Source organism: Streptomyces sp. NPDC091271 (assembly GCF_044757505.1).
In the GTDB taxonomy this organism is placed as follows: domain Bacteria; phylum Actinomycetota; class Actinomycetes; order Streptomycetales; family Streptomycetaceae; genus Streptomyces.
The window spans coordinates 369,165-393,414 of the sequence record NZ_JBIVVD010000007.1; the positions used below are offsets into that span (position 1 = coordinate 369,165).

Sequence of the window (24,250 nt, forward strand, 5' to 3'; positions counted from 1 at the left end):
ACGACCGACAGGAGACGCAGCATGACCACCGATCAGCACCGGCCGCGGTGGGCCGGGCCGGGAGACCCGGCCGTCGGCGACACCGGGGTCTACGACACCCTGATGCGCCTGGACGAACCCGTCTACATCGTGCGCGGGCCGTACGGACTGGGCGCGGCCGCCGGCGGGACGCTCACCGGTGACGGCCCCCACGAGGTGGTCGCCGCCGTTCCCCCGCTCGGCCCCGAACGGCTCGGCAGCGCCGCGTTCCTCGCCGCGCACGGCCTCCAGCAGGCGTACATGAGCGGTGCCATGGCCAACGGCATCGCCTCCGCGGACCTCGTCGTCGCGATGGCCCGCGCGGGGTTCCTCGGCTCGTACGGAGCGGCCGGACTGCTCCCCGAGGCGGTGGAGAAGGCACTGATCCGGTTCCGCGACGAGATCCCCGGCCTCGGCTACGCCTGCAATCTCATCCACAGTCCGAGCGAGGACCGCCTCGAGCGGACCTCCGTCGACCTCTTCCTCAAGTACGGCGTGCCCTGCGTGGAGGCGTCCGCCTTCCTCAAGCTGACGCCGCACCTGGTCCGTTACCGGCTCGCGGGCCTGCGGGCCGGCGGCCCGAACGGGGTCATCGCCGCCAACCGCGTCATCGCCAAGATCTCCCGCACCGAGACCGCCGAACTCTTCATGCGGCCCGCCCCCGAGGCCATGGTGCGCGGGCTGCTCGCGGACGGTCTCATCACCGAGGAACAGGCCCGTCTCGCGCCCCGGGTACCGCTCGCCGACGACATCACCGTCGAGGCGGACTCCGGGGGCCACACCGACCGCCGGCCGCTGCCCGCCCTGCTGCCCGTCATCATGCGCCAGCGTGACGCGATCATGCAGGAGGCCGGATACGCCGAGCGCATCCGGATCGGGGCCGCCGGCGGCATCGGGACCCCGGACGCGGCGGCCGCCGCGTTCGCGATGGGCGCCGACTACATCGTGACCGGCTCCGTGAACCAGTCCTGCGTGGAGGCGGGCACCTCCCCGCGCGTCAAGGAGATGCTCGCGCAGGCCGGCATCGCCGACTTCGACATGGCCCCCGCCGCCGACATGTTCGAGATGGGCGTCGAGCTCCAGGTCCTCAAGCGCGGCACGTTCTTCCCCATGCGCGCCAAGCAGCTGTACGACCTCTACCGCACGTACGACGGCATCGAGGCGCTTCCCCAGGACGTACGGACCCGGGTCGAGCAGCAGATCTTCCGGCGGCCGCTGGACAGCGTCTGGGAGGAGACCGCCGAGTACTTCGCCCGTCGCGACCCGGGACAGCTCGAACGGGCCGAGGGGCACCCCAGGAGGCGGGCGGCGCTCGTCTTCCGCTGGTACCTGGGCATGGCCTCCCGCTGGGCGAAGACCGGCGAGGCCGACCGGGCGGTCGACTACCAGATCTGGTGCGGACCCGCCATGGGCAGCTTCAACTCCTGGGTGCGCGGGACCTACCTGGCGGCGCCCGAGCACCGCGGGGTCGCCGACGTGGGGCGGCAGATCATGAAGGGCGCAGCCTTCCACCAGCGGCTCGCCATGCTCAGAGCGGCAGGCGTCGCCTTCCCCGCGGGCATCGCCACCCGGCCGTCGCCGGAGGACTCCGCGCCCCGCGACTCCTCCGTCGGGGTGGGGCAGTGACCCTCATCGACGCGCCGGCCCCGGCCGCCGTGCACGCACACGCGGCGCCCCCGGCCGGGGCCTTCGCCGGGGCGGAGCGCCTCGACCGGCTGCTCGGCGACCCCTGGTCGACGGAGAACCCGTACGGCTTCGCGGCAGGCGTGGCCCGGGACGCAGCCGAGGAGTACCCGCACGAGGCCGAGGCCCGGCTCCGCGCGGAGGACTTCCACCTGTGCCACCTCCCCGGCGCGCTCGGCGGGACCCTCCGTTCCTTCGAGGACACCCAGATCCTCGTCCGTGTCGCCGCCCGGCGCGACGTCAACGTCATGCCCGCCACCATGTTCAGCATCTCGGCGGTCATGACCGTGCTCGCCACCGGGACGGAAGCCCAGCACCGGACCGTCGCCCACTGGCTGCGCGAGGGCCGCACGATCGCCTTCGGGTTCTCCGAGGAGCAGGCCGGCAGCGATGTGCTCGCCAACAGTTGCCGCCTGACGCCCGAAGGACTGCTCAACGGCACCAAATGGCTTGTGGGTAGAGGTAGTTCGGCCGACGCCGCCGTGATCGTGGCGCGTACCGCGGAGCGGGGTGCCGGTGCGTTCACCGCCGTACTCCTGGGGCCGGGGGAGCTCTCCGGCCCTCAGGTGAGGCGGCACGCGCCGCAGCCCACCACCGGGATGCGCGGCATCGACTTCGCCGACCTGGAGTTCGACGGGCTGCCCGTGCCGCCGGAGGCAGTCGTCGGTGACGTCGGCAGCGGTCTGGCGGGCGCGCTGCGCGCCCAGCAGATCGTCCGGATGATGTCCACGGCCGGCTGTCTCGCCACCGCCGACACCGCGCTGCGCACGGCGCTGCGGTTCGCGGCCGAGCACCGCACCGGCGGAGAACGCGTCGCGGACACCCCTTACGGTTCACGTGAACTCGCCCTGGCGGCCGCCGAACTGATCGCCACCGACCTCACGGTGCTGACCGCCGCACGCCAGGTGCACGTCGCGCCCGGCACGTTCGGCCTGGCCTCCGCCGTCGTCAAGGACGTCGCCGTCCGTCTCACCGCGGACTGCGTCACCCGCGCCCACGCCCTGATCGGTGCCCGGGCGGTCCTGCGGGACGGTCCCGGCGCCGTACTCGGCAAAGCGGTGCGCGACAACGCCATGGTCGCGGTCATCGACACCAGCGTGCTCGGCAACCTGCGCGCCCTGGCGATGCACCTCCCCGGGTACGCGCCCGCCTTCCCGGACGACCGGGAGGGCCCCGCCGTGCTGGATGAGCCCGCGCGGGAGCGGCTGCGCGCGGTGTTCGCCCTGGGCGACCCCACGTCGCTGCCCCGACTGGACCCCGCCGCACTGGACCTGGGAGTGCGGCCCAAGGACGATGTCCTGCTCGGATTCGCCGCGTACGCCCCGGTGATCGGCGAGGAGCTGAGCGGCCGGGGCGAGGACCGGGCGGCCGCACTGGTCGCCGGGGTGCGGTCGGCGCTCGCCGCGGTGGTCCACGACGCGGCCGGCGCCCAGCGTGACCGTGCCCGGTCCGCGAAGGTCTCCCCGGAGGCCCTGGACCTCGCCGGCAGGCTGTCCCTGCTCCGCGCGGCGGCCACCGCCGCTCTTGTCTGGTGGTACCACCGCGACGGGGACGGCCTCTACGGCGCCGCCCCCGGCGACACCGCCTGGCTGGTCCCCGTACTCACGCTGCTGACCACCCTCGCCGACGGCCGCGACCCACGCACCGCGCCGTACCGGGATCTCGCCCCGGCCGGACGCCTGGTCACCGCACTCGACGCGTCACAGCGTCTGTTCACCGCGCTGCCGGTGCGGCTGAGCGACACACCAACGAAGAGCGACAGGAACGAGGAGGTCGAGGAGCGATGACCGATCTGCCGGCCCTCATGGCCGACCTGGAACGCCACATGGGCGATCCCTTCGACGAGGACGGGCCCCTCTCCTTCGGCCGCGTCCTCGAACTGGACGAGCGGGAGACGTACCCCGACGAGTTCGTCGACCTGCTCGCCTCCTGGGGACTGTACGACTGGAGCATCCCCGCCGAGAGCGGCGGCCGGGCCGTCGACATCCAGGACGGCTTCAACCTCTACCGGCTGGTCGCCCGGCGCGACCCGACCACCGCGACCGCCATGGTCATCAGCACCATCAGCTACATGCCGCTGTGGGTCGCCGGCACCCCGGAGCAGCGCCGGTACTTCGCCGACCTGATCAAGAGCGGATCGAAGCTGGCGTGGGGCCTCTCGGAACGGGAGCACGGCAGCGACATCCTCGCCAACGGGACCACCGCCCGCAGGACCGAGGGCGGCTGGGTGCTCGACGGCGAGAAGTGGACGATCGGCAACGCCACCGTCGCCGACGTCGTGATGGTCTTCGCCCGTACGTCGGAGAAGGGCGGCCCCGGCGGGTACTCCGTCTTCGCCGTCGAGAAGGGGCGGCTCGAGGACGGACAGTGCGAGCCCCTGCCGCACGAGCCGCTGCACGGCCTGCGCGGCCTGGACATGAGCGGGATCCGGCTGCGCGACTGCTTCGTGCCCGACTCCGCGGTGGTGGGGCGGCCCGGCCAGGGCCTGGAAGTCGCCCTGAAGAGCAGCCATCTGGTCCGCATCGCCATCACCAGCATCGCCATGAGCTGCGCGGACACCGCACTGCGCGCGACCCTCGATTTCGCGACCCGGCGGATGATCTTCGGCGGGCCGGTCTCCGAGGTGCCGTACTCCCAGCGCCAGCTCGTGGAGAGCTACGCCGACCTCCTCGTCGCCGACGCGCTGACCACCGGCGCGATACGCAGCCTCCAGCTGACACCGGAGCAGTCGAGCATCTGGTCCTCGGTGGTGAAGTACTTCGTCCCCACCCTGCTCCAGGAGACGCTGGCCAGGCTCGCCATCGTGCTCGGCGCCCGCCACTACCTCCGGACCCACCCCCGGTACGGGATCTTCCAGAAGGCCGTGCGGGACTGCGCGGTCGCCGACTTCGCCGACGGCAACACCGTCGTGAACCTCAAGAACATCGCCCTTCAGCTCGGGAACCTCCTGGACACGGCGGTCACCCAGGACCCGGAGAAGGTGGCGGGCGCGGTGGAGAGGACCCGCGCGCTCTTCGACCCGGCCCACCCCATGAAGCCCTACCGGCCCGCCGAACAGCAGCTGTTCAGCCGCGGCGTCGACGACCCGGTGCTCGCGCTCCGGTCGGCCGTCGACGACCTGCACCAGGCCGCGGCCGCCGCCGCCGGGACCGACGCCGCACGTCTGGCCGCCGCGGCCGACGCCGCGGGGTCCGTCGCCGACGAGCTGGACCGCATCGCCGTTGAGCACCGCAAGCTCTTCGCCGACCTCGGCAAGGGCGCCGGACAGTCCGCCGAACTGTACGACCTGGCCAAGCAGTACACGTTCGTCTCGGCTGCCGCCGCCGTCGTCCACCTCCATCTGCACGGCCACGACAGCGTCCATCCGGCGCTGCGCTCGCCGGCGGTCCTGCTGGTCTGCCTGGAGCGGCTGCTCAAGCGCTTCCACCCCACGGTGAGCGTGGCCGGGCCCCAGGAGATCAGCGAGGTCGCGGACGCACTGTCCGCCGCGCACCGCGAGGGCCGCCTCTTCTCGTTCCGGTCCTTTTCCGTCAACTGGTGAATCAAGGAAGGAGACCGATCCCATGGACAGCACGGCACCGTTCGCCGACCCGCTCGCCGACACGGCCGAGGTCTGGCTGCTGGCGGAGGAGGACGTGGACCGGTTCGCCGAGGCGACGGGCGGCGCCGCGTTGCTGACGGACGAGGAACGGGCCCGGCACGACCGGCTCCTGTTCCCGGCGGCCCGTCGCCGCTTCCTCGGCGCACGTCTCCTCTCCCGTCAGGTCCTGTCGCGTTACGCCGACGTGGCCCCCGACTCCTGGCGGTTCAGGACCGGCACCTACGGACGCCCCGAGGTCGAGGGGTGCGCCTGGGGGCTCGACTTCAACATCACCCACACCAACGGTCTGATCGCGGCCATCGTGGTCCGCGGCCGGACCGCCGGCGTGGACGCCGAGGTCACCCCTGCCAGGCCCGAGGCGATGCAGTTCGCGCCGAAGGTCTTCACCCCGCTGGAGAACGAGGTCCTCCGCCGCAACCGGGAGGGCGAGCGAGGCCACGCCTTCGCCGACTCCTGGGTGGCCAAGGAGGCGTACACCAAGGCCACCGGGATGGGTATGTGCCGGGGCTTCGACGCCTTCTCCGTCCACCGGCTCAGGGACGGGAGCCTGGCGGTCGTCGACGAGGACATCCCCGAGAAGGACCGGGACCTGTGGCAGGTGCAGGTCCTCCAGATCTGGGACCGGTACGCGCTGGGCGTCGCCATCCGGGCCGACCGGGGCGACGCGGGCCCGCTGCCGGTCAGGTTGCGTTCGGCGATCCCCGACCTCCTGCCGGAGCAGGCGCTCCGATGACCGGTCCGGCCCGGAACCACCGCTGTCCACCTGTGGCCGGTCCCCTACCTGACGTCGTAACCGCTTGCCCCGCACACCCCCCAGCGGATTGCATTGTCGTACTCCCGTTGACGGCGTTCGAAAACCTTGCCCCCACCCCTCACGAAGGGAATTCCCATGCCCCGTAAAGCGAACGCGGAACTGCTGGCGGGGTGCGCACGTGGAGAACAGGCGTCCTGGGACGCCATGGTGGAACGATTCGGCAGACTTGTCTGGTCCGTTGTCCGGAGCCATCGGATGAGCGACGCCGACGCCGAAGACGTACGACAGCTCACCTGGCTCCGACTCGTGCAGAACGTCGAGCGGATCCGGGACCCGGAACGCGTCGGTGACTGGCTCGCCACCGTCGCGCGCCGGGAATCGCTCAAGGTCCTCTCGCGCAGGAAACGACTCGTCATGGTCGGTGACAGCGAGACCCTCGACGGACTCTCCGGTCACAGCGAGAGCCCCGAGCAGATCACGCTGCGCGCCCAGCGCAGGGAGGACGCCCAGCGGGCCATCGACACCCTCTCCGAGCAGTGCCGCGGCGTGCTGATGCTGGCCCTCGCGGACCCACCGGCCTCGTACGACGAGATCTCCACCGCGCTGGCCATGTCGGTCGGCTCCGTCGGCCCCATCCGCACCCGCTGCCTGCGCAGACTCCGCCGCGCGCTGGCCGCCGCGGACGCCGGCGAACGCCTCCCCACGGCGGCGGGCCATGCCCGCTGCCCCCTCGTTTCGCTACATGCGGACCTGTCCGGTCCGCGACACCGGAAGGCTCTGGTGGGGGGAAGCCCCGAAGCGGGGGCCGCACAGGCCGGGCCGGCCGGACAGGAGTGACGCGCATGTCCCACTACGACGTGAACGAACTGGTGCGGTCGATCGTCATCGACACGCTGGGAATTCCCACGGACCTGTACAGCACGGATCTGGTCTTCTCCGCCGATCTGGGACTCGAATCCCTGGATCTGCTCGACATATTCTTCCGGATCGAATGCACCGCACCGGTCATTCTCTCCGTGGAGAAATGCGGGGAGTATCTCCAGGGAGCGGTCCCCGACACGGAGTTCTGCGACGCCCGCGGAATTGTCAGCGGGCGCGGTATGGCGCAGCTGACCACCGTCATGCCGCAGCTCGACACCGTCCGGTGGGACGGGAAGCTCACCCTCGACCGCATGCTCGCGGAAATGACCGTCGGCAACCTCATCTCCATGGTCGAGAACCTCCTCGCCGAAGGGCAGGCCGCCCATGCCTGAAACGGCGAACCCGGCGGCCGGGCGCGGAGGCCACCCGCCCGTCCGGGCCGACAGCGTCCTCAGGGTGGGCAGCTACGGCGTCGACACGCACGCCGTCGAGCGGCTGGTCGCCTGGCACGGACCGGGGGCCCTCCAGCTCTCGTCCGGCGGCGGCTCCGTCGTCGGCTGGGCGTTGCGCCAGGCCGCCCTGCGCGCCCTCGCCGCGCCGCCGAGGATCGCCTCCCGGTGGAACGACATCCTTCTCCGCGGCAGCGAGGAAGGCCCCTGGACCCTGGTCTTCCGGGGCGAACTCGCCCGGTTCGCCGAGCTCGTCCTGCACGGGCACGTCTCCCTGTCGGTGACCTCCGGCCCCGGCCGGATCACCGCCCACGCCGTTCTCACCCGTGCCGACACCACCCGACCCTCCTCCCGAGAATCCGAGGTACCCAGGTGAGCACCGTCACCGAAGCCGGCCTGCTGACGAGCCGCGAGATCATCACGGGCGACGAGCTGGGCAGCGTCCCGCTCGCCACCTCCGGCGCCGTCCTCTCGGCGGCCCGCCGGGCGGCCGCCGCCGCACCGCGTTGGGCCGCGACGCCGGCCGCCGAACGGGCCGCGATCCTGAACCGCGCCGCCGACCTGCTGCTCGAACGCGCCCAGGAGGCCCAGGACCTGCTGGTCAGGGAAGGCGGATCCATCACGGGCAAGGCCTTCTACGAGGTGCACGCCGGCGCGGCGGAGCTGCGCCACGCCGCCGAGCTCGCCACGGCGCCCCAGGCGCCGCACGGCCCCGGCTCCGACCCGGGCCGGGAGACCGAGGTGCGGCGCGTACCGCTGGGCGTCGTCGGCGTGATCGTGCCCTGGAACTTCCCGGTGCTGCTGGGCATGCGCTCGGTCGCCCCCGCCCTGGCGCTGGGCAACACCGTCCTACTCAAGCCCGACCCGCACACCCCGTTGAGTGGCGGCCGGCTCTTCGCGGAGGTGCTGGCGGCGGCCGGGCTGCCCGAGGGTGTCCTGGAGGTGGTGTACGGCGACGCGGACGCGGGCGCCGCACTCGTCCGGTCGCCGGACGTCGCGATGGTCTCCTTCACCGGATCCACCGAGGTGGGCCGCGAGATCGGTGCCGCCGCGGGACGGCTGCTCAAGCGCGTGGTCCTCGAACTGGGCGGGCAGAACGCCTACGTCGTCCTGCCCGACGCCGACATCGAGGCCGCTGCCTCCGCCGGCTCCTGGGGCTCGTTCCTGCACCAGGGACAGATCTGCATGGCCGCCCGGCGCCATCTGGTCCACCAGGACGTGGTGGAGAGCTACACCGAGGCCCTGGCCCGCCGCGCCGCGGCGCTGCGCATCGGCGACCCGTACCGTACGGACGCCCAGATCGGCCCGGTCATCGACCGGGGCCAGCTCACCCGGATCGCCACCGCGGTCGAGGACGCCGTCGCGCAGGGGGCCCGCCTGGTCACCGGCGGCCGTGTGCAGGGGCAGTTCTTCCCCCCGACCGTGCTGGCCGACGTGACGCCGAAGATGTCCGTCTTCCACGCCGAGGTGTTCGGCCCCGTGGCCACGGTGACCTCCTTCGCCGACGAGGAGGAGGCCGTGGAGCTCGCCAACACCTCGGACTACGGCCTCACCGCCGCCGTCTACACGTCGGACGCCGGCCAGGGCCGGGCCCTGGCCTCCAGGCTGCGCTGCGGTGTCGTCCACGTCGGCGACCAGACGGTCAACCACGACCCCCACCTGCCGTTCGGCGGGGTCGGCGCCTCGGGCAACGCGTCCGGGTTCGGCGGACAGGCGGCGATCGACGCCTTCACCCGCTGGCACACCCTCACCATCAGCAGCCCGGCGCGCTCCTACCCCTTCTGAGAGGAAACCATGGATCTCAAGGTCGTCACCGAACCGCGCATCGCCTCGGCACCCGAGGGCACGGTGGTGCTGCTGATCGGCACCCGGATCAACAAGTTCTGGATGGTGCACCGCTGGGTGCCCGTCATCGCCTCGATGATCCCGATGCTGATCGAGCTGAAGAAGAACAAGGACCACGGGTTCCTCTACTCGCGCGCCTGGTTCAACCGGACCGTGATCATGCTCCAGTACTGGCGCAGCATGGACGATCTGATGCGCTACTCGCACAACACCAGTGGCAAGCACCGCTCGATGTGGGCCTGGTTCAACCGCGCGGTGCGCAACGACGGCGCCGTCGGCATCTTCCACGAGGCCTACATCGTCGACCCGGCGCGCATGCACACCGTGTACCGGAACATACCCGTGTTCGGGATCGCCGCCGCCACGGAGTCCGTCCCGCAGCGGGTGCGTCCTCCCGTGCCCGGCGCCGCCGGCGCCGAGAAGGCCTGACACCGTCGTGCGCCAGGGGCAGGAGCCGGCACGCGCCGGTCAGGACGTGAGCGTCTCCGGCCCCGGGGCGCGTGCCGCCGTCCCCGAAGACGACACCCTCCCGGCCGACGAGCCGCTCACCGACGAGGACATCAACGTCTACCGACAGCTCCTGGAGGTCTCACCGGACGCGGCCGAGGCCGCGGCACAACTCGGTCTGACGTCCGACAGGTTCGCCGGGTCCGTCCGAAGGCTGACGGCCCGGCAACTGCTGCGCCCCGACGGGCCGCACCGTCTCGAGGCTCTCTCCCCGGGGCTCGCGGCGGTCACGCTGACCACCTCCTCCCAGACCCGGGTGCGTGAACTCCTGCGGCGGATCGACACCACCCACCGCGAACTCGGCCCGCTGGGGCCCCTGTACGAGCGACAGGTGCGCCGGGGCCTCGAAGGCGGCGCGACCGAACTGCTCACCGACGGGGAGGCCGTGCGCCACCGGCTCGCCGAACTCTCCGCGCAGGTACGGCACAGCGTGCTCACGGCGCACCCCACCATGGGCAGCCCCGAGACGCTGCGCGCCGCCAGGGATCTCGACCAGGACCTCCTGGACCGGGGTGTGCGGTACCGCACCGTCGTACCGCACACCGCCCGCCGGCAGCGCGAGGCGCTGCACCACATGACGCACCTCAACGGCCTCGGCGCCGAGGTACGGTCAGCCGCGGTGATCCCCGGGCGGCTGATCATCCTCGACGACGACACGGCGGTCGTGCCCACGGCGACGGGCGGCGCGGCGGTGCTCCGCGACCCCACCGTGGTCACCTTCCTCACCGTGATCTTCGACCACATCTGGGAGCACGCCCGGCCGGTCGGCACGGGCGGTGCGGACAACGAGGTCTTCGAGGACGTCGAACTGGCCGTCCTGCGCCACCTGGAGCGCGGCAGATCCGACGACTTCATCGCCCGCAAGCTGGGGATCTCGACCCGCACCATGCGCCGCTACCTCGCCGGGCTCTGCGAGAAGCTCCAGGTCGAGACCCGCTTCCAACTCGGTCTCGCGGCCGCGCGGCTGGGCCTGCTCAGTGATGCCCGGCCCCAGGACGACGGTGGATAGGAATTCCTGATCGGCCGCATCGGGAAACCCCGTCGAGGCGGCTGGACCGGGCCGCGGAGCGGGGCGGATAGTTTCCACGAGCGCTCGCTCACATACCCCCGGGGGGACAGCATGAACGGCACGGCCTTCGCCGGGCGTCGCCTACGCGTCGTCGTCTCCGGCCTGTCCTCCGACGCCCACCTGTGGAACCTTGTGCACCTCCAGCTGTTCTTGGAGGACCGAGGACACGAGGTGGCGAACCTGGGCAACACGACGCCCGACGCGACGATCGTCGAGGCCTGCCGCACCGGCCGCCCCGACCTGCTCGTCATCAGCTCGGTCAACGGCCACGGACGGACGGACGGACTCCGCCTGATCCATACCCTCCGCGCCGTGCCGTCACTCGCGGCCCTGCCCGCCGTTATCGGCGGCAAGCTGGGCATCGACGGCCGCGACCACTCCGACGCCGACGCGCGGCTGCGGGCCGCCGGATACGACGCGGTCTTCGACGACGCCGCCGAGGGCGGACCCGAAGCCGGCCTGGTCCGCTTCGACGCGTTCCTCGGCCGTCTGACGGCCGGCCACTCCCGTGGGCGGCCCGGCGCAGGGGCCGGAGCCGCCTGATGACGGCCACCGACCGGTTCACCGGCTTCGTGGACCGCGCGCACGCCGCGGGGCGTCTCGTCGTCCAGCCGCGCATGGGCTTCGGCGAACTCCACCGCATGCGCGCCGGCCTGGCCGCCGTACGGGAGGCGGACGCCACCACCGTGGGCACCGTCACCCTGGACAGCTACACCCGGTGTCTCGACGACGAAACCGCGCGTCGCGCGCTGCGCGACGACCCCGCAGGCCTCAACGGCTTCCCGCTCCTCGCCCACGGCGTCCCCGCGGTGCGGACCCTCCTCCAGGACTGCTCGTCGGCCGCCTTCCCCGTACAGGTCCGTCACGGCACGCCCCGGCCCCTGCGGCTCTTCCGCGCGATGGCCGAGGCCGGGGTGGACGCCACGGAGGGCGGCCCGGTCTCGTACTGCCTGCCCTACGGCCGGGTGCCGCTCGCGCGGGCGGTCGCCGAGTGGAGCGCGGGCTGCGAGCTGCTTGCCGCACAGCCCGTGCCCCCGCACATCGAGACCTTCGGCGGCTGCATGCTGGGTCAGCTGTGCCCGCCGTCGCTCCTGGTCGCTCTCGCGGTGCTGGAGGGCATGTTCTTCCAGGAACACGGACTGCGCGGCATCTCCCTCAGCTACGCGCAGCAGATCCACCAGGGGCAGGACCTGGAGGCACTGGCGGCGCTGCGGCGGCTCGCAGGCGAGCGGCTGTCCACCACCCACCACATCGTGCTCTACACCTTCATGGGCGTCTTCCCGCGGACCGAGGGCGGCAGCCGCCGTCTCCTCGCCGAGAGCGCCCGCCTCGCCGTCCACGGCGGCGCCGAACGCCTGGTGGTCAAGACCCCGGCCGAGGCGCACCGCATACCCACCGTCGAGGAGAACGTGGCGGCACTCGAGTACGCGGCCTCCGTGGCCGCCACCACCTCGGACGGCGCCGACGCACCCCGTGCCACCTCCTCGGGCCTCTACGAGGAGGCCCGCACCCTGGTCGACGCGGCCCTGGAGACCGGCCGCACGCTCGGCGACTGCCTGGTCGGTGCCTTCGCCCGGGGTGTCCTCGACGTGCCCTTCTGTCTCCACCCCGACAACGCCAACCGTGCGCGCGCCACGATCGACGCACGGTCCATGCTCGGCTGGAGCCAGGCCGGCGGAATGCCCGTGACGGCCGGGGGAGCGGCGCCGGTCACCGCGCGCCACCTGACCGAGCTGCTCACCTTCAACCGTCGGCGCTTCGACCGCGACGTCCGACGCCACCCGCTGAGGAGCGCCTCATGACCCGCCCCGTCCCGGCTCCGAGGCTCCGCGCCACGGGCCGTTCCCTCTCCCGCCCCCCGGCCCCGGCGCCGCACGGCCCGTCCCGCGCTGCGGCCACCCCAGGGCCGCACGACGGCGGGTCCTCGGAGTCCCGCCGGACCGCCACGGCCACGCTGCGTGCCGCCCGCGCGCGGGGAGCCCTGCGGGCCGCCGTCTCGCAGGGCATCCACGGACTCTCGCGGTGCACGCCGGAGGGGCGCTGGACCGGCCTCGACACCGACATCGCGCGCGCCGTCGCGGCGGCGGCCCTCGGCGACCCCGAAGCCGTCGACTGGCGCCCCGTCACGGCCGGTGACCGGCTGACGGCCCTCGAAGCAGGGCATGCCGACCTGACGACGTGCAACCTGACCTGGACCATGGGACGGGAGGCCACCCGCCGGGTGCTCTTCGCCGGAGTCACCTGCTACGACGGCGAGGGGTTCCTCGTCCCGGCGGACTCGGAGGTCACCGGCCCCGAGGACCTCGCCGGCCGGCGTCTGGCCGTCCACAAGGGCTGCACCACCACGTTCAACCTGGAGGCCTGGTACGGCCCGCGGGGCCTGGAGGTCGAGCCCGTCCCCTTCGACGACCCGGCCGACGCCCTCGCCGCGTACGCGGACGGTGACTGCGCGGCCTACGTCCTGGACCGTACGGCGCTCGCCGGCGCCAGATCCCGGCTGCCCCGGCCGCGGGACCACCACATCCTGCCGGTCTCCATCTCCCGCGAGCCGATGGCCGCCGCGGTCCACGAGACCGACCCGCAGTGGTTCCGCCTGGTCCGCTGGGTGCTGCAACTGCTGCTGGCGGCCGAGTACGAGAGCCCCGGGGCCGCGGCCCGGCACGCGGGGCCTCACGGCCCCGCGGTCGGCCTCGACGAACGATGGGCCGACCGGGTCCTGTCGGCGGTCGGCACCTACGCCGACGTCTACGAGCGCAACCTCGGCGCCGCCTCCGGCCTCGACGTGCCCCGTGGACTCAACCACCTGTGGACGTCGGGCGGGCTGCACTATCCCGTGCCCCTCCACTGACCCGCCCCTCGTCCAGAACGGAGAAGTCTGATGACTCTCGTCACCGACCCCGCAGCCCCTCGTATCGCCGTGATCGGCGCCACCGGAGCCGTGGGCAGCACCCTCATCGAGCTTCTCGAGGAACGCGGTCTGCATTACCGCGAGTTGTACCTGGTCGCCTCGGTCCGCAGCGTCGGCCGCCAGATCCCGGTCGGCGGACGGCCGCACGAGGTGCTCTCCCTGGAGGACTTCGACTTCGGTCTCGTCGACATCGTGTTCTTCTCCGCCGGAACGTCCGTCAGCAGAGCCTGGGTGCCGGCCGCCGTCGCCAAGGGCGCCCTGGTCATCGACAACACCCGCGCCTACCGGATGGACCCCGACACCCCTCTCGTCGTGCCGCAGGTCAACCACGCGGTCCTGGACCGGCCTCCGGGGAGCGGTGTCATCGCCAACCCCAACTGCTCGACCATTCCTCTGGTCCGGGTACTGCAGCCGGTGGAGCGGCGCTGGGGGATCCGGCAGGTCGTCGTCAGCACCTACCAGGCCGCATCGGGGCAGGGGCACCAGGGCATCGAGGAACTTCTGGAAGGCGCCGAGGTGGCCCTGCGCGATCCGGACGCCGACCTGCCGTCCGAGCGGTTCAGTCCGCCGCTGGCGTTCAACGTGGTCCCCTTCATCGACGAGCTCCAGGACAGCGGATTCACGCTGGAGGAGCAGAAGATGGTCCAGGAGTCCCGGAAGATCCTCGGCCTGCCCGATCTCGAGGTCACCGCGACCTGTGTGCGCGTCCCGGTCGTCAACTCCCACTCCGAAGCGGTCTGGGTGGAGACGGACGAACCGGTGGACCGACGCGAACTCGTCGGGCTGCTCGGCCGTCAGACCGAGGTCACCGTGCACGACGCCGAGAACCGCTCCGCCTTCCCCACCCCGCTCAACGCCGGCCACCCCGATCATGTGCACGTCGGCCGGGTGCGGGTGTCGCCGCAGAACCCGCGCGGCTTCTGGCTGTGGCTCGTCTCCGACAACCTGCGCGTGGGCGCGGCCCTCAACGCGGTCCAGATCGCCGAGTACGCCCTCGGCCGCGGCTTCCTGTCGGGAGGAGAGCGGTGAACACGCCGGTGGTACTGAAGTTCGGCGGCTCCACCTTCCGCACCCCCGAGGCCTATCACGAGCTCGCCGCCGGACTCGACGAGCGCATCCGCCGCGAGGGCCGGCCCATGGCCGTCGTGGTGAGTGCGATGCAGGGGGAGACCGAAGGGCTGCGCGACCGGCTGCACGAGGTGAACGACCGGCCAGGGCCGGACACCGCCGCCGGCCTGCTGACCACGGCCGACCTGGTCAGCGCCCATCTGCTGGCCACCGCCCTGCACCGCAGGGGACGCGGCGCCACGGTCCTCGCGGGACACCAGCTGGGGCTGACCACCAACACCTCGTTCCTCTGGGCCCGCGTGACCAGGATCGATCCCGGCCCGCTGCGCCGGGCCCTCTCGGAGTACGAGGTCGTGGTGGTGCCCGGGGGCCAGGCGGTGGACGCCGAGGGGAGGCCGACCTGGCTGGGCAAGAACAGCTCCGACCTGTCGGCGCTGGCGGTCGCCCGCGCCGTCGGAAGCCGCTCGTGCGAGATCCACTCCGACGTCGACGGGATCTACACCTCCGACCCCCATCTGATCACCGGGGCCAGGATGCTCCGGGAGGTCTCGTACAACATGGCGGCCCTGATGTCGCTGTACGGGGCGAAGGTGCTGCACCGCCGCGCCGTACAGCTGGCGCTGCGGCACCGGATCGAGATCGTCCTGCGTCTCAACCGCGCCCCCTACACGGCCGGTACGACGATCAGCGGGGCGGGCACCCAGGCGGCGGCCGTGGTCTTCAACCAGCGGTCCGTGGTGCTGGACTACCCCGACGAGGCGCGTGCCGACGCCGCGCACCACGCCTTCCACCTCGAAGGGCTCGACGCCGTGCGGCTCAACCGCCGTCCGTCGGTGGCGGTCGTCGGCGGATACGTCGACACGGAGGGGGTCCAGCACCGGCACGGGGTGGCGCCCGGGCGGGTGGCGGGAGTGCCCGTGGCGGAGATGCGGGGGAGCAAGGTCACCACGCACGTGGCCGACGGCAGCGCCGAAGCGCTGCGCCTGGCCCAGCAGTTGCACGACGGCCTGGACTTCCCGGCCCCTCGGGCCGGTATACGAGTGGGGGTATGAGTGACATGAGTGAGTCGACCATGACCTTTACGGACCTGGCGCTGCCCGACGCCGTACGGGAGGCGATCGGCCGGCAGCTGGCGGACCTGCCCGATCCCGGACACGACATCGACGCGACGACGGCGCGCTGCCATCAGATCTTCGCGGGGCTGCCCCTCGGACTCCTGCGCACCGTGCTGGACTTCGGCAGGCACATCGACACCCCGGGTGTCGCACTGGTGCGCAACCTCCCCGTCGACGCGGAGACGGGACCCACTCCACTCGACGGCGGCCCGGGCCGGGGCAAGAGCGGATTCGTCAGTGAGGGAGTGCTGCTGGGCCTGACCGGCCTGCTCGGCGAGGTGCTCGGTGTGCTCACGGAGAAGGGCGGCCGACTGGTCCACGACGTCGTTCCGGTCGCCGGCGGTGCCCGGACGCAGACCAACCAGAGTTCAGCGGTCTTCCTGAACTTCCACAGCGACATCACCTACGACGCCACCGGCCGCTACGACGTCGCCAACCCGGACTTCCTCGTGCTCAACTGCCTGCGGGGCGACCCCTCGGGAGCGGCGGTCACCTATTACGCGGATGCCCGCGACCTCTGCCGCCGACTGGACGGCGGCGCGCTCGAGCTGCTGCGCCGTCCGCTCTTCCGGCTCAACGCGCCGGGCAGTTACACACGCAGCGCCGCGGGCGGCGCGGAGGTCCTGTCCGACCCGGTGCCCGTGATCAGCGGCACCGGGCCATACCCGGAGATCGCGGTGTCGGCGAACGGTGTGCGCGCTCTCGACCGGGAGGCCGAGGCTGCCTTCGAGCACCTTCAGGAGGTCGCCCGGGAGGTGGCGCACGCCGTACGGCTGGAGCCGGGTCAGGCCCTGCTCATCAACAACCGCAAGGGCATCCATGCCCGTTCGCCCTTCGAGGCCCGCCACGACGGATCGGACCGGTGGCTGCAGCGGACCTATGTGCGGCGGAGCCTCTGGGACATCCGGTACCGGGTCACCCCCGAGGACCGCCGCGTGCACTTCTGACTCTCACCTGCCGTACTCGTCCCGCACCCCCCCGGGTGCCGCGGGCGCTACGGCGTCCGGCGCGGCCAGTGCAGCGTCCCGGAATCGGCCCGGAGTGTTTCGAGAACGGTCGCGGAAAGTTTCCTCTGGAACACGGTTGCTCCTTGGTATTTCAGCGCGGATTCAGGAAAGGGAGGAGAAGGTGACGGCGGATCTGGAACCGGCCGGCGGCGCGGGCGGGACGACGTCCCACTTGTCGTCGGCGACGATTACCCGGCCGGACGTTTCGTTCGTTCCGGTGCTCGTGGACGTCATCTCGACGGAGTGAAAGATTCCGATTGTCAGTGCGGTTGCGGCGATGCCGTGAGTCAGGAAAGTGCGAGCCTTCATGTCGTGTCCCCCAGCGAGTCTCATTCGTTTGCGGCCCCGTCCGGGCCGCAGTGGAAATCTGTCAGTTCCGGAGATCCAGTTCGAGTGCCGCGGGGTGTCCTATGATGGAGCGGCAGCAAGTGGATAGCGACATATCGGGCATTCGATGGGGGCTGGTGGCCGATGGACGAGCATCACGAGTTGGACGAAGTGGCCGTCGCGACTTATGAGTTCGCGTTGCGGGCCGGTTCCTTCGGGGACGACGACGTCGCCGGCCATCTCGGCGTCGATGTCCGCCTGGTCACCCAGGCGCGCAAGACCCTGCAGGACATGAGGCTGCTGGCCTCGGCGGGGACCGGCCGGGCGGTCGTCGCGCTCGACCCCGAGATCGCCGAGGCGGAGCTGGTCACGCCTCTGGAGCTGTCGATCGCCCAGCGCCGCCGGGAGATCTCGAGCATCCATCAGCAGTTGCGTGTCCTGTCCTCGATGTACCGCGCGCGGGCCCAGCCCGTGGCCGAGGACGTGCCGATCCGCGTCCTCGACGACTTCGAGGACGTCAGGCGCGAGATCGACCTGGCACGAAGACGGTGCACGGACGAGCGCATCACCCTTCAGCCCGGTGGGGGCCGCAGCGCGGAACTGCTCGACCAGGATCTTCTCCAGACCCTGGAGATGCGGGAGCGCGGCATCCGCATCCGGACCCTCTACCAGCACACCGCACACGCCAGTCTCGCCACCCGCGCCTACGTGCGCCAGATATGCGAGGCGGGCGCCGAGGTCCGCACCGCCGAGGAACTCTCCGAGCGGCTGATCATCTACGACCGGAAGCTCGCCTTCATCCCCAAGGAGCGTACGGGCAAGGAGCCGCCCGGCGCGGCGCTCGTCACCGACCCCACGATCGTCGCCTATCTGTACCGCTCCTTCGAGTCCGTCTGGCAGGGGAGTCAGACCTTCGACATCGGTGGGGCCTCCGAGTACCACCATGCCGAGGACCTGCGGATATCGGTCGTCCGTCTGATGGCCATGGGCCTCAAGGACGAAGTGATCGCCCGCCGACTGGGAATTTCCACGCGCACATGCCGCCGTCATATCTCCGGAATCATGGGGGAGGTAGGAGCGACGAGTCGCTTCCAGGCGGGCATCCTGCTCGCGAAGCAAGGGCTGGATCAGGGCGACGAAAGCGTGACCGTTTCCTGACGGCGTCTGTCCTCGATGAGACAGCTGGTTGTTCTGGCCCGCCCCTCCCATGGGCTGATTTTCTTGTGTTCGCCACGTTCGGCGAAAACCGGACCTCGGAGGGGACATGGATATTCGGCAGTTGGCGACGTTTCACAAGGTGGGGACGCTGCTCAGTTTCACTCGTGCGGCGGCTGAACTGAAGTATGCGCAATCCAGCCTGACCGCCCACATCAAGAGCCTCGAGGAATCGCTCGAGGTAAGCCTTTTCGACCGGCTCGGTGGCCGGATCGAGCTCACCGACGCAGGGCGGCGGCTCCTGCCCTACGCCGAGCAGATGCTCACGCTCGCCGGTGAGGCGCGGGGCGCCGCCCTGGGCTCCGACGAGCCCACGGGCGCGCTCACCGTCGGCTCGATGGAGAGCATCACCTCCTACCGCATGCCGATGCTGCTGGAGTTCTTCCACCACCGTCACCCCGCCCTCCAGATCGTCCTCCGCCCCAGCCTCTGCGCCGAGACCTGCCACGCCCTGCGCCAGGGCCTGTTCGACCTGGGCTTCCTCATGGAGGCCGAGACCCGGCACCCGGGGGTCCAGACGGAGGTCCTCGGTTCCGAGCCCCTCACCCTCGTCGCCTCCCCGGGGCACCCCCTGGCGCAGGCGGAGAAGGTGACCACCGAGGCCCTCCGCGGCGTACAGGTCCTCTCCGCCGAAGCGGGCTGCGCGTACCGGGAACTCTTCGAGGCGGAACTCAACGACGGCACCGGCGAGTCGCTGCCCTTCCTGGAGTTCGGCACGATCGAGTCCATCAAGCGAGGGGTGTCCGCCGGACTCGGTGTCAGCCTTCTCCCCACGGCCACGGTCGCCGACGCCCTGGGGGCCGGGACCCTGGTCTCCCTGCCCTGGGCGATCCCCTTCACGGTGTACACCCAGATCGCGTGGCGCCGGGGCAAGACCCTCACGCGCGAGATGCGGGTCTTCATCGACCAGACGATGCGGTTCCTCACCGAGGAGTACGCCCAGTAGCCGGCCTCTCCTCCACGACTCGCCTGAGCGGCGGTCGTCGTACGAGGTTCGACAGGGTCCGATGTGGAAAGCTCTACCGGAGCACGTCGCTCACGGACGCGCCCGCGGAGCCGCTCCGGCGTGCCCCGGGACACCTGAGGACCGTGGCTCGGAGAGTTCCCGAGCACAGCCGGTCCCGGCCTCCACATCCCCGAGCTCCCCGCCGGCACTGGACCAGGAGTATCTGCCATGGATTTCGGACTCGTCCTCCAGACCGATCCCCCCGCCTCGGCTGTCGTCGGACTCATGCGCCGCGCGGAGCGGAACGGGTTCCGCTACGGCTGGACCTTCGACTCGGCGGTGCTCTGGCAGGAGCCCTTCGTCATCTACAGCCGGATCCTGGAGCACACCGAGCGGATGGTCGTCGGCCCGATGGTGACGAACCCGGGGACCCGCACCTGGGAGGTCACCGCCTCCACCTTCGCCACGCTCAACGAGATGTACGGCAACCGGACCGTCTGCGGTATCGGGCGCGGCGACTCCGCGATGAGGGTGGCGGGCCGCAAGCCCAACACGCTGGCCCGGCTCGGTGAGGCGATCGAGGTGATCCGCGATCTCGCCGAGGGGCGCGAGGCGACCGTCGACGGACAGCCGGTACAGATCCCGTGGGTCAAGGACGGCAGGCTGCCCGTCTGGATGGGTGCGTACGGGCCCAAAGCCCTGGCGCTGGCAGGGGAGAAGGCCGACGGCTTCATCCTCCAGCTGGCCGATCCCTATCTCACCGAATGGATGATCAAGGCGGTACGCGACGCGGCCGCCTCGGCCGGACGCGACCCGGACTCCGTCACGATCTGCGTCGCCGCACCCGCCTACGTGAGCGAGGACCTGGACCACGCGCGCGAGCAGTGCCGCTGGTTCGGCGGCATGGTCGGCAACCACGTGGCCGACCTCGTCTCCCGGTACGGGGAGCACTCCGGCCTCGTGCCCGAGGCCCTCACGGCGTACATCGCCGGACGCTCCGGATACGACTACAGCCATCACGGCCGCACCGGGAACCCTGACACGGCCTTCGTCCCCGATGAGATCGTGGACCGGTTCTGCCTCCTGGGACCTGCCGAGGCCCACATCGAGAAGCTCCAGCTCCTGCGCGATCTCGGCGTCGACCAGTTCGCCGTCTACAACATGCACGACGCGCGTGAGGCGACCATCGACGCCTACGGCTCGACGGTCATCCCCGCACTGTCCGCCTGACGCGTGGGTCACGGACGGCCGGCGGACGGGCCCGATGGCCGGCGCACGCGGCCGGGTGCATGCCCCCGCATCTGCGGGGCAAGCGGAAGGGACACCCCGAAGCAAGGAGCCCCTCATGATGATTGTCGGCATTGTCGCTGTATGTATCGTTCTGGCCGTCCTTGCCTTCTTCGTGCCCCGCCTCTCGCGGCACCCCGAGCGCGGGACCCAGCGCACCCTGGGAGCCGGATCACGCGCCGGCGGCAAGGCCCCCGGCGTTCTGGGCCGGATCTTCAGCAAGCCCTTCCGCAGCAGCTCCAAGGCTGTCGGCCGCAGCGGCTCCGCCGGTCGCAACGCACGAGGCCGCATGCCTTTCTGAGAACGCGTGCCGGAGCCCGATCCCGGTGAGGGAGGCTCCCGCCAAGCCGCCCCTCGGAGGCCTTCAGGCCGACTGCCAGCGATCGAGGTGTGACATGACGCCTGCGGCCGAATCGTTCGTCCACCCGGCGCTCTTCTACTGGGACGTCAAGGAGTACCTGGCCGGAACGGTGCCGTTCATCCGGGACGGTCTCGCCGACGGAGAACCGGTGGCGGTGGCCGTCCCAGGCCCCAATCTCGAGCTGCTGCGCGCGGAACTGGGGGCGGCCGCCGGAGCGGTGCGGCTCATCGACACGAACGAGGCCGGGCGCAATCCCGGCCGGATCATTCCCAAGGTGCTGCGGGCGTTCGCCGACGCCCACCCCACCGGGCGGGTGCGGATCATCGGTGAGCCGATCTGGCCGGGCCGTACCGCCGCCGAATACCCCGCCTGTGTTCAGCACGAGGCGCTGATCAACGCGGCCTTCCGCGGTCGTGAGGTCACCATTGTCTGCCCCTACGACGCCGTCCGGCTCGATGCCACGGTACTCACCGACGCGTACGCCACGCACCCCGTGGTGGTCGACGAAGGGCGTGAGATCCACAGCAGCGGCTACGACCCCGACCGGATCGCCGCCGCCTACAACCAGCCGCTGGCCCGGCCGTCGCGCGCCTCGGCCTTCGTGTTCGATGCCGAGCGGCTGCCCGCCGCGCGCGACTTCGCGGTCGCACGGGCCGGGCGTCTGGGGCTCATGGGCGAGCGCCTCGAGGACTTCACCCTGGCCGTCGCCGAGCTGACCACCAACAGCGTGGTCCACGGTGGCGGATCGGGCACCGTGCGGGTCTGGTCGCAGGGCGGCCAGGTGTTGTGCGAGGTGACGGACTCGGGGCAGCTCAGCGACCCTCTGGCCGGCCGGCGCCCGGCCACGCGGGACCAGCCCGGCGGCCGTGGTCTGCTCATGATCCACCACCTCACCGACCTGGTCCGCGTCCACACCGACGCCGAAGGAACCGCGATCCGCTTCCACCTCGCCGGCTGACCGACGACGACAGTTAGCCATGGCAAACAATTGACATGAGGCAACTGACGCGCATCTACTGATCATCCGCGACGACCGCCGATGAGTGGTCTTCCTCCCTGTGTCCGTACGGGGTGGGTCCTCCGGAGCGCGTGCCCGCCTCGTGATCTAGGGTGGGCGGGCCTTCGAGCTCCCGCTCCCCCCACCGACGCTCGCGGCCTCGCTCGCCTCACGCGGGCGGAGCACGCGCGTGAACCCATCCGATTGCGATCCGCCCTTGATAAGACACAACGGCATCCGGCCGGGCCGATGAAGATTCCCCGGCCGACGTTCCGCACGCCGCCCTCCTCCAGACGTCCGGAACACGGGCACACCGCCGGCGCCGCCCCGGGCCATGAGCCCGTGGCACCACCCGGACCGGACGGCCCCGCCGACATAGGAGCCACTCCGGAGATCCTGACCTCCGACGAGATCAAACTGGTCCGCGCGAGTGTCGAGGTCGTCGAGCCGGTGGCAGGCGAGGTGACGGTGTACTTCTACGCCATCCTGTTCGCCCGCTACCCGCAGGTCAGAGACCTGTTCCCGGCCAACATGGATGTGCAGCGGGACCGGTTGCTGCGCGGCCTGCTGCGCATCGTGGATCTGGTCGACGATCCGGCGAACCTGGTGAGTTTCTGTACCCGGCTCGGCCGTGACCATCGCAAATTCGGGGCGTTGCGAGACCACTACCCCGCGGTCGGAGCCTGCCTGCTCGACGCCTTGGCCCGCTACGCGGGCCCCGCCTGGAGCCCCGAGACGGCGGACGCCTGGACCCGTGCCTACACCGCGGCAGCCGATGTGATGGCCCAGGCCGCCGAGAGCGACGCACAGCTGCGGCCGGCGGTCTGGCCTGCCGAGATCATCCGCCACGTGCCACTGGGTCACGGCATCGCCGAGATCACCGTCCGCCCGCAGGACCCGTACCCCTACGCCGCCGGGCAGTACGTGAGCATGGAGACGCCCTGGCAGCCCCGAGCGTGGCGCTACTACTCGCCCAGCCACGCCCCGCGCCCCGATTCCACCCTCAGCTTCCACGTCCGGGCCGTGAACGGCGGACAGGTCAGTACCGCTCTGGTCCACCGGGCCCGAACCGGCGACTTCGTACGCCTGGGGCCGCCGCAGGGCGACATGGTCCTGGACCCCCGGGGGGCCCGCGACCTGGTGTGCGTGGCCGGCGGTACCGGCCTCGCGCCCATACGGGCCCTGGTGGAACAGGCCGCCCGCAACGGTTTCCAGCGCAACGTGAACGTGTTCATCGGGGCCCGCACGGGCGAGGAACTCTACGGCCTCGACGACATGCTCAGGAGCGCCCAGCGCCACCACTGGCTCACGGTACGGGCGGCCGTGTCCCACCAGCGCATCCCCGGACGCGAGGGCATGCTGCCCGACGTGCTGCGCGAGTTCGGGCCCTGGTACCACCACGAAGCCTTCCTGTCCGGCCCGGTCCCCATGGTGACGGCCGCCACCCAGATCCTGCTGGACCACGGAGTGCCCCGGGCCCGCATCCACCACGACCCACTGGAGGGTGTTCCGGCACTGGAACCATCCTCGACACCCGTACGACCCGACGAGAGGCGCCAGGCACTGTGAACACCCCCCACCACGACGGCACACCCTCACTCGGGGAGCGGCTTCTGCAGCAGCAACTGGGCACCACCGAACGCGCCGACGACTTCTACGCCCGCCAGGTCCACGGGGGACTCACGCCGAGCATGCGCGAGTTCATCGCGCGCCAGCCCATGGTGTTCCTGTCCACAGCCGACGCCCGCGGGAACTGCGACACCAGCTTCCGCGCCGGCCCGCCGGGTTTCGTGCAGGTGCTGGACGAACACACCCTGACCTACCCCGAGTACCGCGGGAACGGTGTCCTGGCCAGCGCGGGAAACATCACCGAGAATCCCCACATCGGCCTGCTGTTCATGGACTTCAGCGAGCACCACATCGGACTCCACGTCAACGGCGCCGCCCATCTGCGCGCCGCCACGGAACCGCAGTCCCACGACCGGACGCTCACCCCCACCGGCGCGGGACGTACACCACAGATGTGGATCCACATCACCGTCCACGAGGCGTACATCCACTGTTCCAAGCACATACCTCACCTGCAGGCGGCCCCCCGCGAACGCGACGCCGCCCGCAACCGCCCCAAGGACGCCGTCTACTTCACCGCCCCGCAGCCCGAGGCCCCGGCGAACGCGGCACCGTACCCGGGGACCCACAGGGCGCCGTCCCGCTGGTAGTGCGCACGGCCGA

23 protein-coding genes are annotated in these 24,250 nt (G+C 71.4%); all 23 read left to right on the forward strand.

Features of this window, described 5'->3' with window-relative positions:
- The first annotated feature begins 21 nt into the window (after nucleotides 1-21).
- Nucleotides 22-1,644, forward strand: coding sequence for a PfaD family polyunsaturated fatty acid/polyketide biosynthesis protein (locus ACIQM3_RS28750; protein WP_401629227.1), 1,623 nt, complete (start codon nucleotides 22-24; stop codon nucleotides 1,642-1,644).
- Complete coding sequence (locus ACIQM3_RS28755; RefSeq protein ID WP_401629229.1) at nucleotides 1,641-3,488, forward strand: acyl-CoA dehydrogenase family protein; 1,848 nt, start codon at nucleotides 1,641-1,643, stop codon at nucleotides 3,486-3,488. Before ACIQM3_RS28750 ends, ACIQM3_RS28755 begins: the two co-directional genes overlap by 4 nt.
- Nucleotides 3,485-5,242, forward strand: a complete 1,758-nt coding sequence (locus tag ACIQM3_RS28760) for an acyl-CoA dehydrogenase family protein (RefSeq protein ID WP_401629232.1) — start codon at nucleotides 3,485-3,487, stop codon at nucleotides 5,240-5,242. Before ACIQM3_RS28755 ends, ACIQM3_RS28760 begins: the two co-directional genes overlap by 4 nt.
- A 22-nt stretch (nucleotides 5,243-5,264) precedes the next feature.
- A complete protein-coding gene (locus tag ACIQM3_RS28765) occupies nucleotides 5,265-6,035 on the forward strand; it encodes a 4'-phosphopantetheinyl transferase family protein (protein ID WP_401629235.1) in 771 nt (256 codons plus the stop codon).
- A 225-nt stretch (nucleotides 6,036-6,260) separates the two neighbouring features.
- Complete coding sequence (locus ACIQM3_RS28770) at nucleotides 6,261-6,893, forward strand: sigma-70 family RNA polymerase sigma factor (RefSeq protein WP_401629794.1); 633 nt, start codon at nucleotides 6,261-6,263, stop codon at nucleotides 6,891-6,893.
- A 5-nt stretch (nucleotides 6,894-6,898) separates the two neighbouring features.
- Nucleotides 6,899-7,309, forward strand: a complete 411-nt coding sequence (locus ACIQM3_RS28775) for an acyl carrier protein (RefSeq protein WP_401629238.1) — start codon at nucleotides 6,899-6,901, stop codon at nucleotides 7,307-7,309.
- A complete protein-coding gene (locus ACIQM3_RS28780) occupies nucleotides 7,302-7,742 on the forward strand; it encodes a hypothetical protein (RefSeq protein ID WP_401629241.1) in 441 nt (146 codons plus the stop codon). Before ACIQM3_RS28775 ends, ACIQM3_RS28780 begins: the two co-directional genes overlap by 8 nt.
- Nucleotides 7,739-9,151, forward strand: a complete 1,413-nt coding sequence (locus tag ACIQM3_RS28785; protein ID WP_401629244.1) for an aldehyde dehydrogenase family protein — start codon at nucleotides 7,739-7,741, stop codon at nucleotides 9,149-9,151. The genes ACIQM3_RS28780 and ACIQM3_RS28785 overlap by 4 nt, the downstream gene beginning before the upstream one ends.
- Nucleotides 9,152-9,160: 9 nt before the next feature.
- On the forward strand, nucleotides 9,161-9,640 hold the full coding sequence (locus ACIQM3_RS28790) for a DUF4188 domain-containing protein (protein WP_393765976.1): 480 nt from the start codon (nucleotides 9,161-9,163) through the stop codon (nucleotides 9,638-9,640).
- Between the two features lie 7 nt (nucleotides 9,641-9,647).
- Nucleotides 9,648-10,727: a LuxR C-terminal-related transcriptional regulator gene (locus ACIQM3_RS28795; protein ID WP_401629248.1), complete on the forward strand. Its 1,080-nt coding sequence runs from the start codon at nucleotides 9,648-9,650 to the stop codon at nucleotides 10,725-10,727.
- Nucleotides 10,728-10,838: 111 nt separating this feature from the next.
- Nucleotides 10,839-11,330 (forward strand): cobalamin B12-binding domain-containing protein, encoded by a 492-nt coding sequence (locus tag ACIQM3_RS28800; protein WP_401629250.1) that lies wholly within the window; start codon nucleotides 10,839-10,841, stop codon nucleotides 11,328-11,330.
- The gene (locus ACIQM3_RS28805; RefSeq protein ID WP_401629253.1) at nucleotides 11,330-12,589 is read left to right on the forward strand and encodes a methylaspartate mutase; all 1,260 of its coding nucleotides are present in this window, start codon (nucleotides 11,330-11,332) and stop codon (nucleotides 12,587-12,589) included. The genes ACIQM3_RS28800 and ACIQM3_RS28805 overlap by 1 nt, the downstream gene beginning before the upstream one ends.
- Nucleotides 12,586-13,635 (forward strand): transporter substrate-binding domain-containing protein, encoded by a 1,050-nt coding sequence (locus ACIQM3_RS28810; protein ID WP_401629256.1) that lies wholly within the window; start codon nucleotides 12,586-12,588, stop codon nucleotides 13,633-13,635. The genes ACIQM3_RS28805 and ACIQM3_RS28810 overlap by 4 nt, the downstream gene beginning before the upstream one ends.
- Before the next feature lie 30 nt (nucleotides 13,636-13,665).
- Complete coding sequence (locus ACIQM3_RS28815; protein WP_401629259.1) at nucleotides 13,666-14,724, forward strand: aspartate-semialdehyde dehydrogenase; 1,059 nt, start codon at nucleotides 13,666-13,668, stop codon at nucleotides 14,722-14,724.
- The gene (locus ACIQM3_RS28820; protein ID WP_401629262.1) at nucleotides 14,721-15,815 is read left to right on the forward strand and encodes an aspartate kinase; all 1,095 of its coding nucleotides are present in this window, start codon (nucleotides 14,721-14,723) and stop codon (nucleotides 15,813-15,815) included. The genes ACIQM3_RS28815 and ACIQM3_RS28820 overlap by 4 nt, the downstream gene beginning before the upstream one ends.
- Nucleotides 15,812-16,825, forward strand: coding sequence for a TauD/TfdA family dioxygenase (locus tag ACIQM3_RS28825; RefSeq protein WP_401629265.1), 1,014 nt, complete (start codon nucleotides 15,812-15,814; stop codon nucleotides 16,823-16,825). Before ACIQM3_RS28820 ends, ACIQM3_RS28825 begins: the two co-directional genes overlap by 4 nt.
- A gap of 531 nt (nucleotides 16,826-17,356) precedes the next feature.
- The gene (locus tag ACIQM3_RS28830; protein ID WP_401629268.1) at nucleotides 17,357-18,370 is read left to right on the forward strand and encodes a LuxR C-terminal-related transcriptional regulator; all 1,014 of its coding nucleotides are present in this window, start codon (nucleotides 17,357-17,359) and stop codon (nucleotides 18,368-18,370) included.
- A gap of 121 nt (nucleotides 18,371-18,491) precedes the next feature.
- Nucleotides 18,492-19,373: a LysR family transcriptional regulator gene (locus ACIQM3_RS28835; RefSeq protein ID WP_401629271.1), complete on the forward strand. Its 882-nt coding sequence runs from the start codon at nucleotides 18,492-18,494 to the stop codon at nucleotides 19,371-19,373.
- A 228-nt stretch (nucleotides 19,374-19,601) separates the two neighbouring features.
- Nucleotides 19,602-20,603 carry a TIGR03842 family LLM class F420-dependent oxidoreductase gene (locus ACIQM3_RS28840; protein ID WP_401629274.1) on the forward strand — a complete coding sequence of 334 codons (1,002 nt, stop codon included), beginning with the start codon at nucleotides 19,602-19,604 and terminating at the stop codon, nucleotides 20,601-20,603.
- 115 nt (nucleotides 20,604-20,718) lie between these two features.
- Nucleotides 20,719-20,961, forward strand: a complete 243-nt coding sequence (locus tag ACIQM3_RS28845; protein ID WP_393765965.1) for a DUF6411 family protein — start codon at nucleotides 20,719-20,721, stop codon at nucleotides 20,959-20,961.
- A 94-nt stretch (nucleotides 20,962-21,055) separates the two neighbouring features.
- A complete protein-coding gene (locus ACIQM3_RS28850) occupies nucleotides 21,056-21,979 on the forward strand; it encodes an anti-sigma factor RsbA family regulatory protein (protein ID WP_401629278.1) in 924 nt (307 codons plus the stop codon).
- A gap of 381 nt (nucleotides 21,980-22,360) precedes the next feature.
- On the forward strand, nucleotides 22,361-23,587 hold the full coding sequence (locus ACIQM3_RS28855) for a globin domain-containing protein (protein ID WP_401629280.1): 1,227 nt from the start codon (nucleotides 22,361-22,363) through the stop codon (nucleotides 23,585-23,587).
- Nucleotides 23,584-24,237, forward strand: a complete 654-nt coding sequence (locus tag ACIQM3_RS28860) for a pyridoxamine 5'-phosphate oxidase family protein (protein WP_401629283.1) — start codon at nucleotides 23,584-23,586, stop codon at nucleotides 24,235-24,237. The genes ACIQM3_RS28855 and ACIQM3_RS28860 overlap by 4 nt, the downstream gene beginning before the upstream one ends.
- The last annotated feature ends 13 nt before the right edge of the window (nucleotides 24,238-24,250 follow it).

Coding starts and splice junctions, on each gene's coding strand:
- ACIQM3_RS28765 (WP_401629235.1), top strand. CDS start 5,265: ATGGACAGCACGGCACCGTTCGCCGACCCGCTCGCCGACACGGCCGAG.
- ACIQM3_RS28780 (WP_401629241.1), top strand. CDS start 7,302: ATGCCTGAAACGGCGAACCCGGCGGCCGGGCGCGGAGGCCACCCGCCC.
- ACIQM3_RS28825 (WP_401629265.1), top strand. CDS start 15,812: ATGAGTGACATGAGTGAGTCGACCATGACCTTTACGGACCTGGCGCTG.
- ACIQM3_RS28790 (WP_393765976.1), top strand. CDS start 9,161: ATGGATCTCAAGGTCGTCACCGAACCGCGCATCGCCTCGGCACCCGAG.
- ACIQM3_RS28770 (WP_401629794.1), top strand. CDS start 6,261: ATGGTGGAACGATTCGGCAGACTTGTCTGGTCCGTTGTCCGGAGCCAT.
- ACIQM3_RS28760 (WP_401629232.1), top strand. CDS start 3,485: ATGACCGATCTGCCGGCCCTCATGGCCGACCTGGAACGCCACATGGGC.
- ACIQM3_RS28775 (WP_401629238.1), top strand. CDS start 6,899: ATGTCCCACTACGACGTGAACGAACTGGTGCGGTCGATCGTCATCGAC.
- ACIQM3_RS28845 (WP_393765965.1), top strand. CDS start 20,719: ATGATGATTGTCGGCATTGTCGCTGTATGTATCGTTCTGGCCGTCCTT.
- ACIQM3_RS28840 (WP_401629274.1), top strand. CDS start 19,602: ATGGATTTCGGACTCGTCCTCCAGACCGATCCCCCCGCCTCGGCTGTC.
- ACIQM3_RS28830 (WP_401629268.1), top strand. CDS start 17,357: ATGGACGAGCATCACGAGTTGGACGAAGTGGCCGTCGCGACTTATGAG.
- ACIQM3_RS28750 (WP_401629227.1), top strand. CDS start 22: ATGACCACCGATCAGCACCGGCCGCGGTGGGCCGGGCCGGGAGACCCG.
- ACIQM3_RS28800 (WP_401629250.1), top strand. CDS start 10,839: ATGAACGGCACGGCCTTCGCCGGGCGTCGCCTACGCGTCGTCGTCTCC.
- ACIQM3_RS28805 (WP_401629253.1), top strand. CDS start 11,330: ATGACGGCCACCGACCGGTTCACCGGCTTCGTGGACCGCGCGCACGCC.
- ACIQM3_RS28815 (WP_401629259.1), top strand. CDS start 13,666: ATGACTCTCGTCACCGACCCCGCAGCCCCTCGTATCGCCGTGATCGGC.
- ACIQM3_RS28810 (WP_401629256.1), top strand. CDS start 12,586: ATGACCCGCCCCGTCCCGGCTCCGAGGCTCCGCGCCACGGGCCGTTCC.
- ACIQM3_RS28850 (WP_401629278.1), top strand. CDS start 21,056: ATGACGCCTGCGGCCGAATCGTTCGTCCACCCGGCGCTCTTCTACTGG.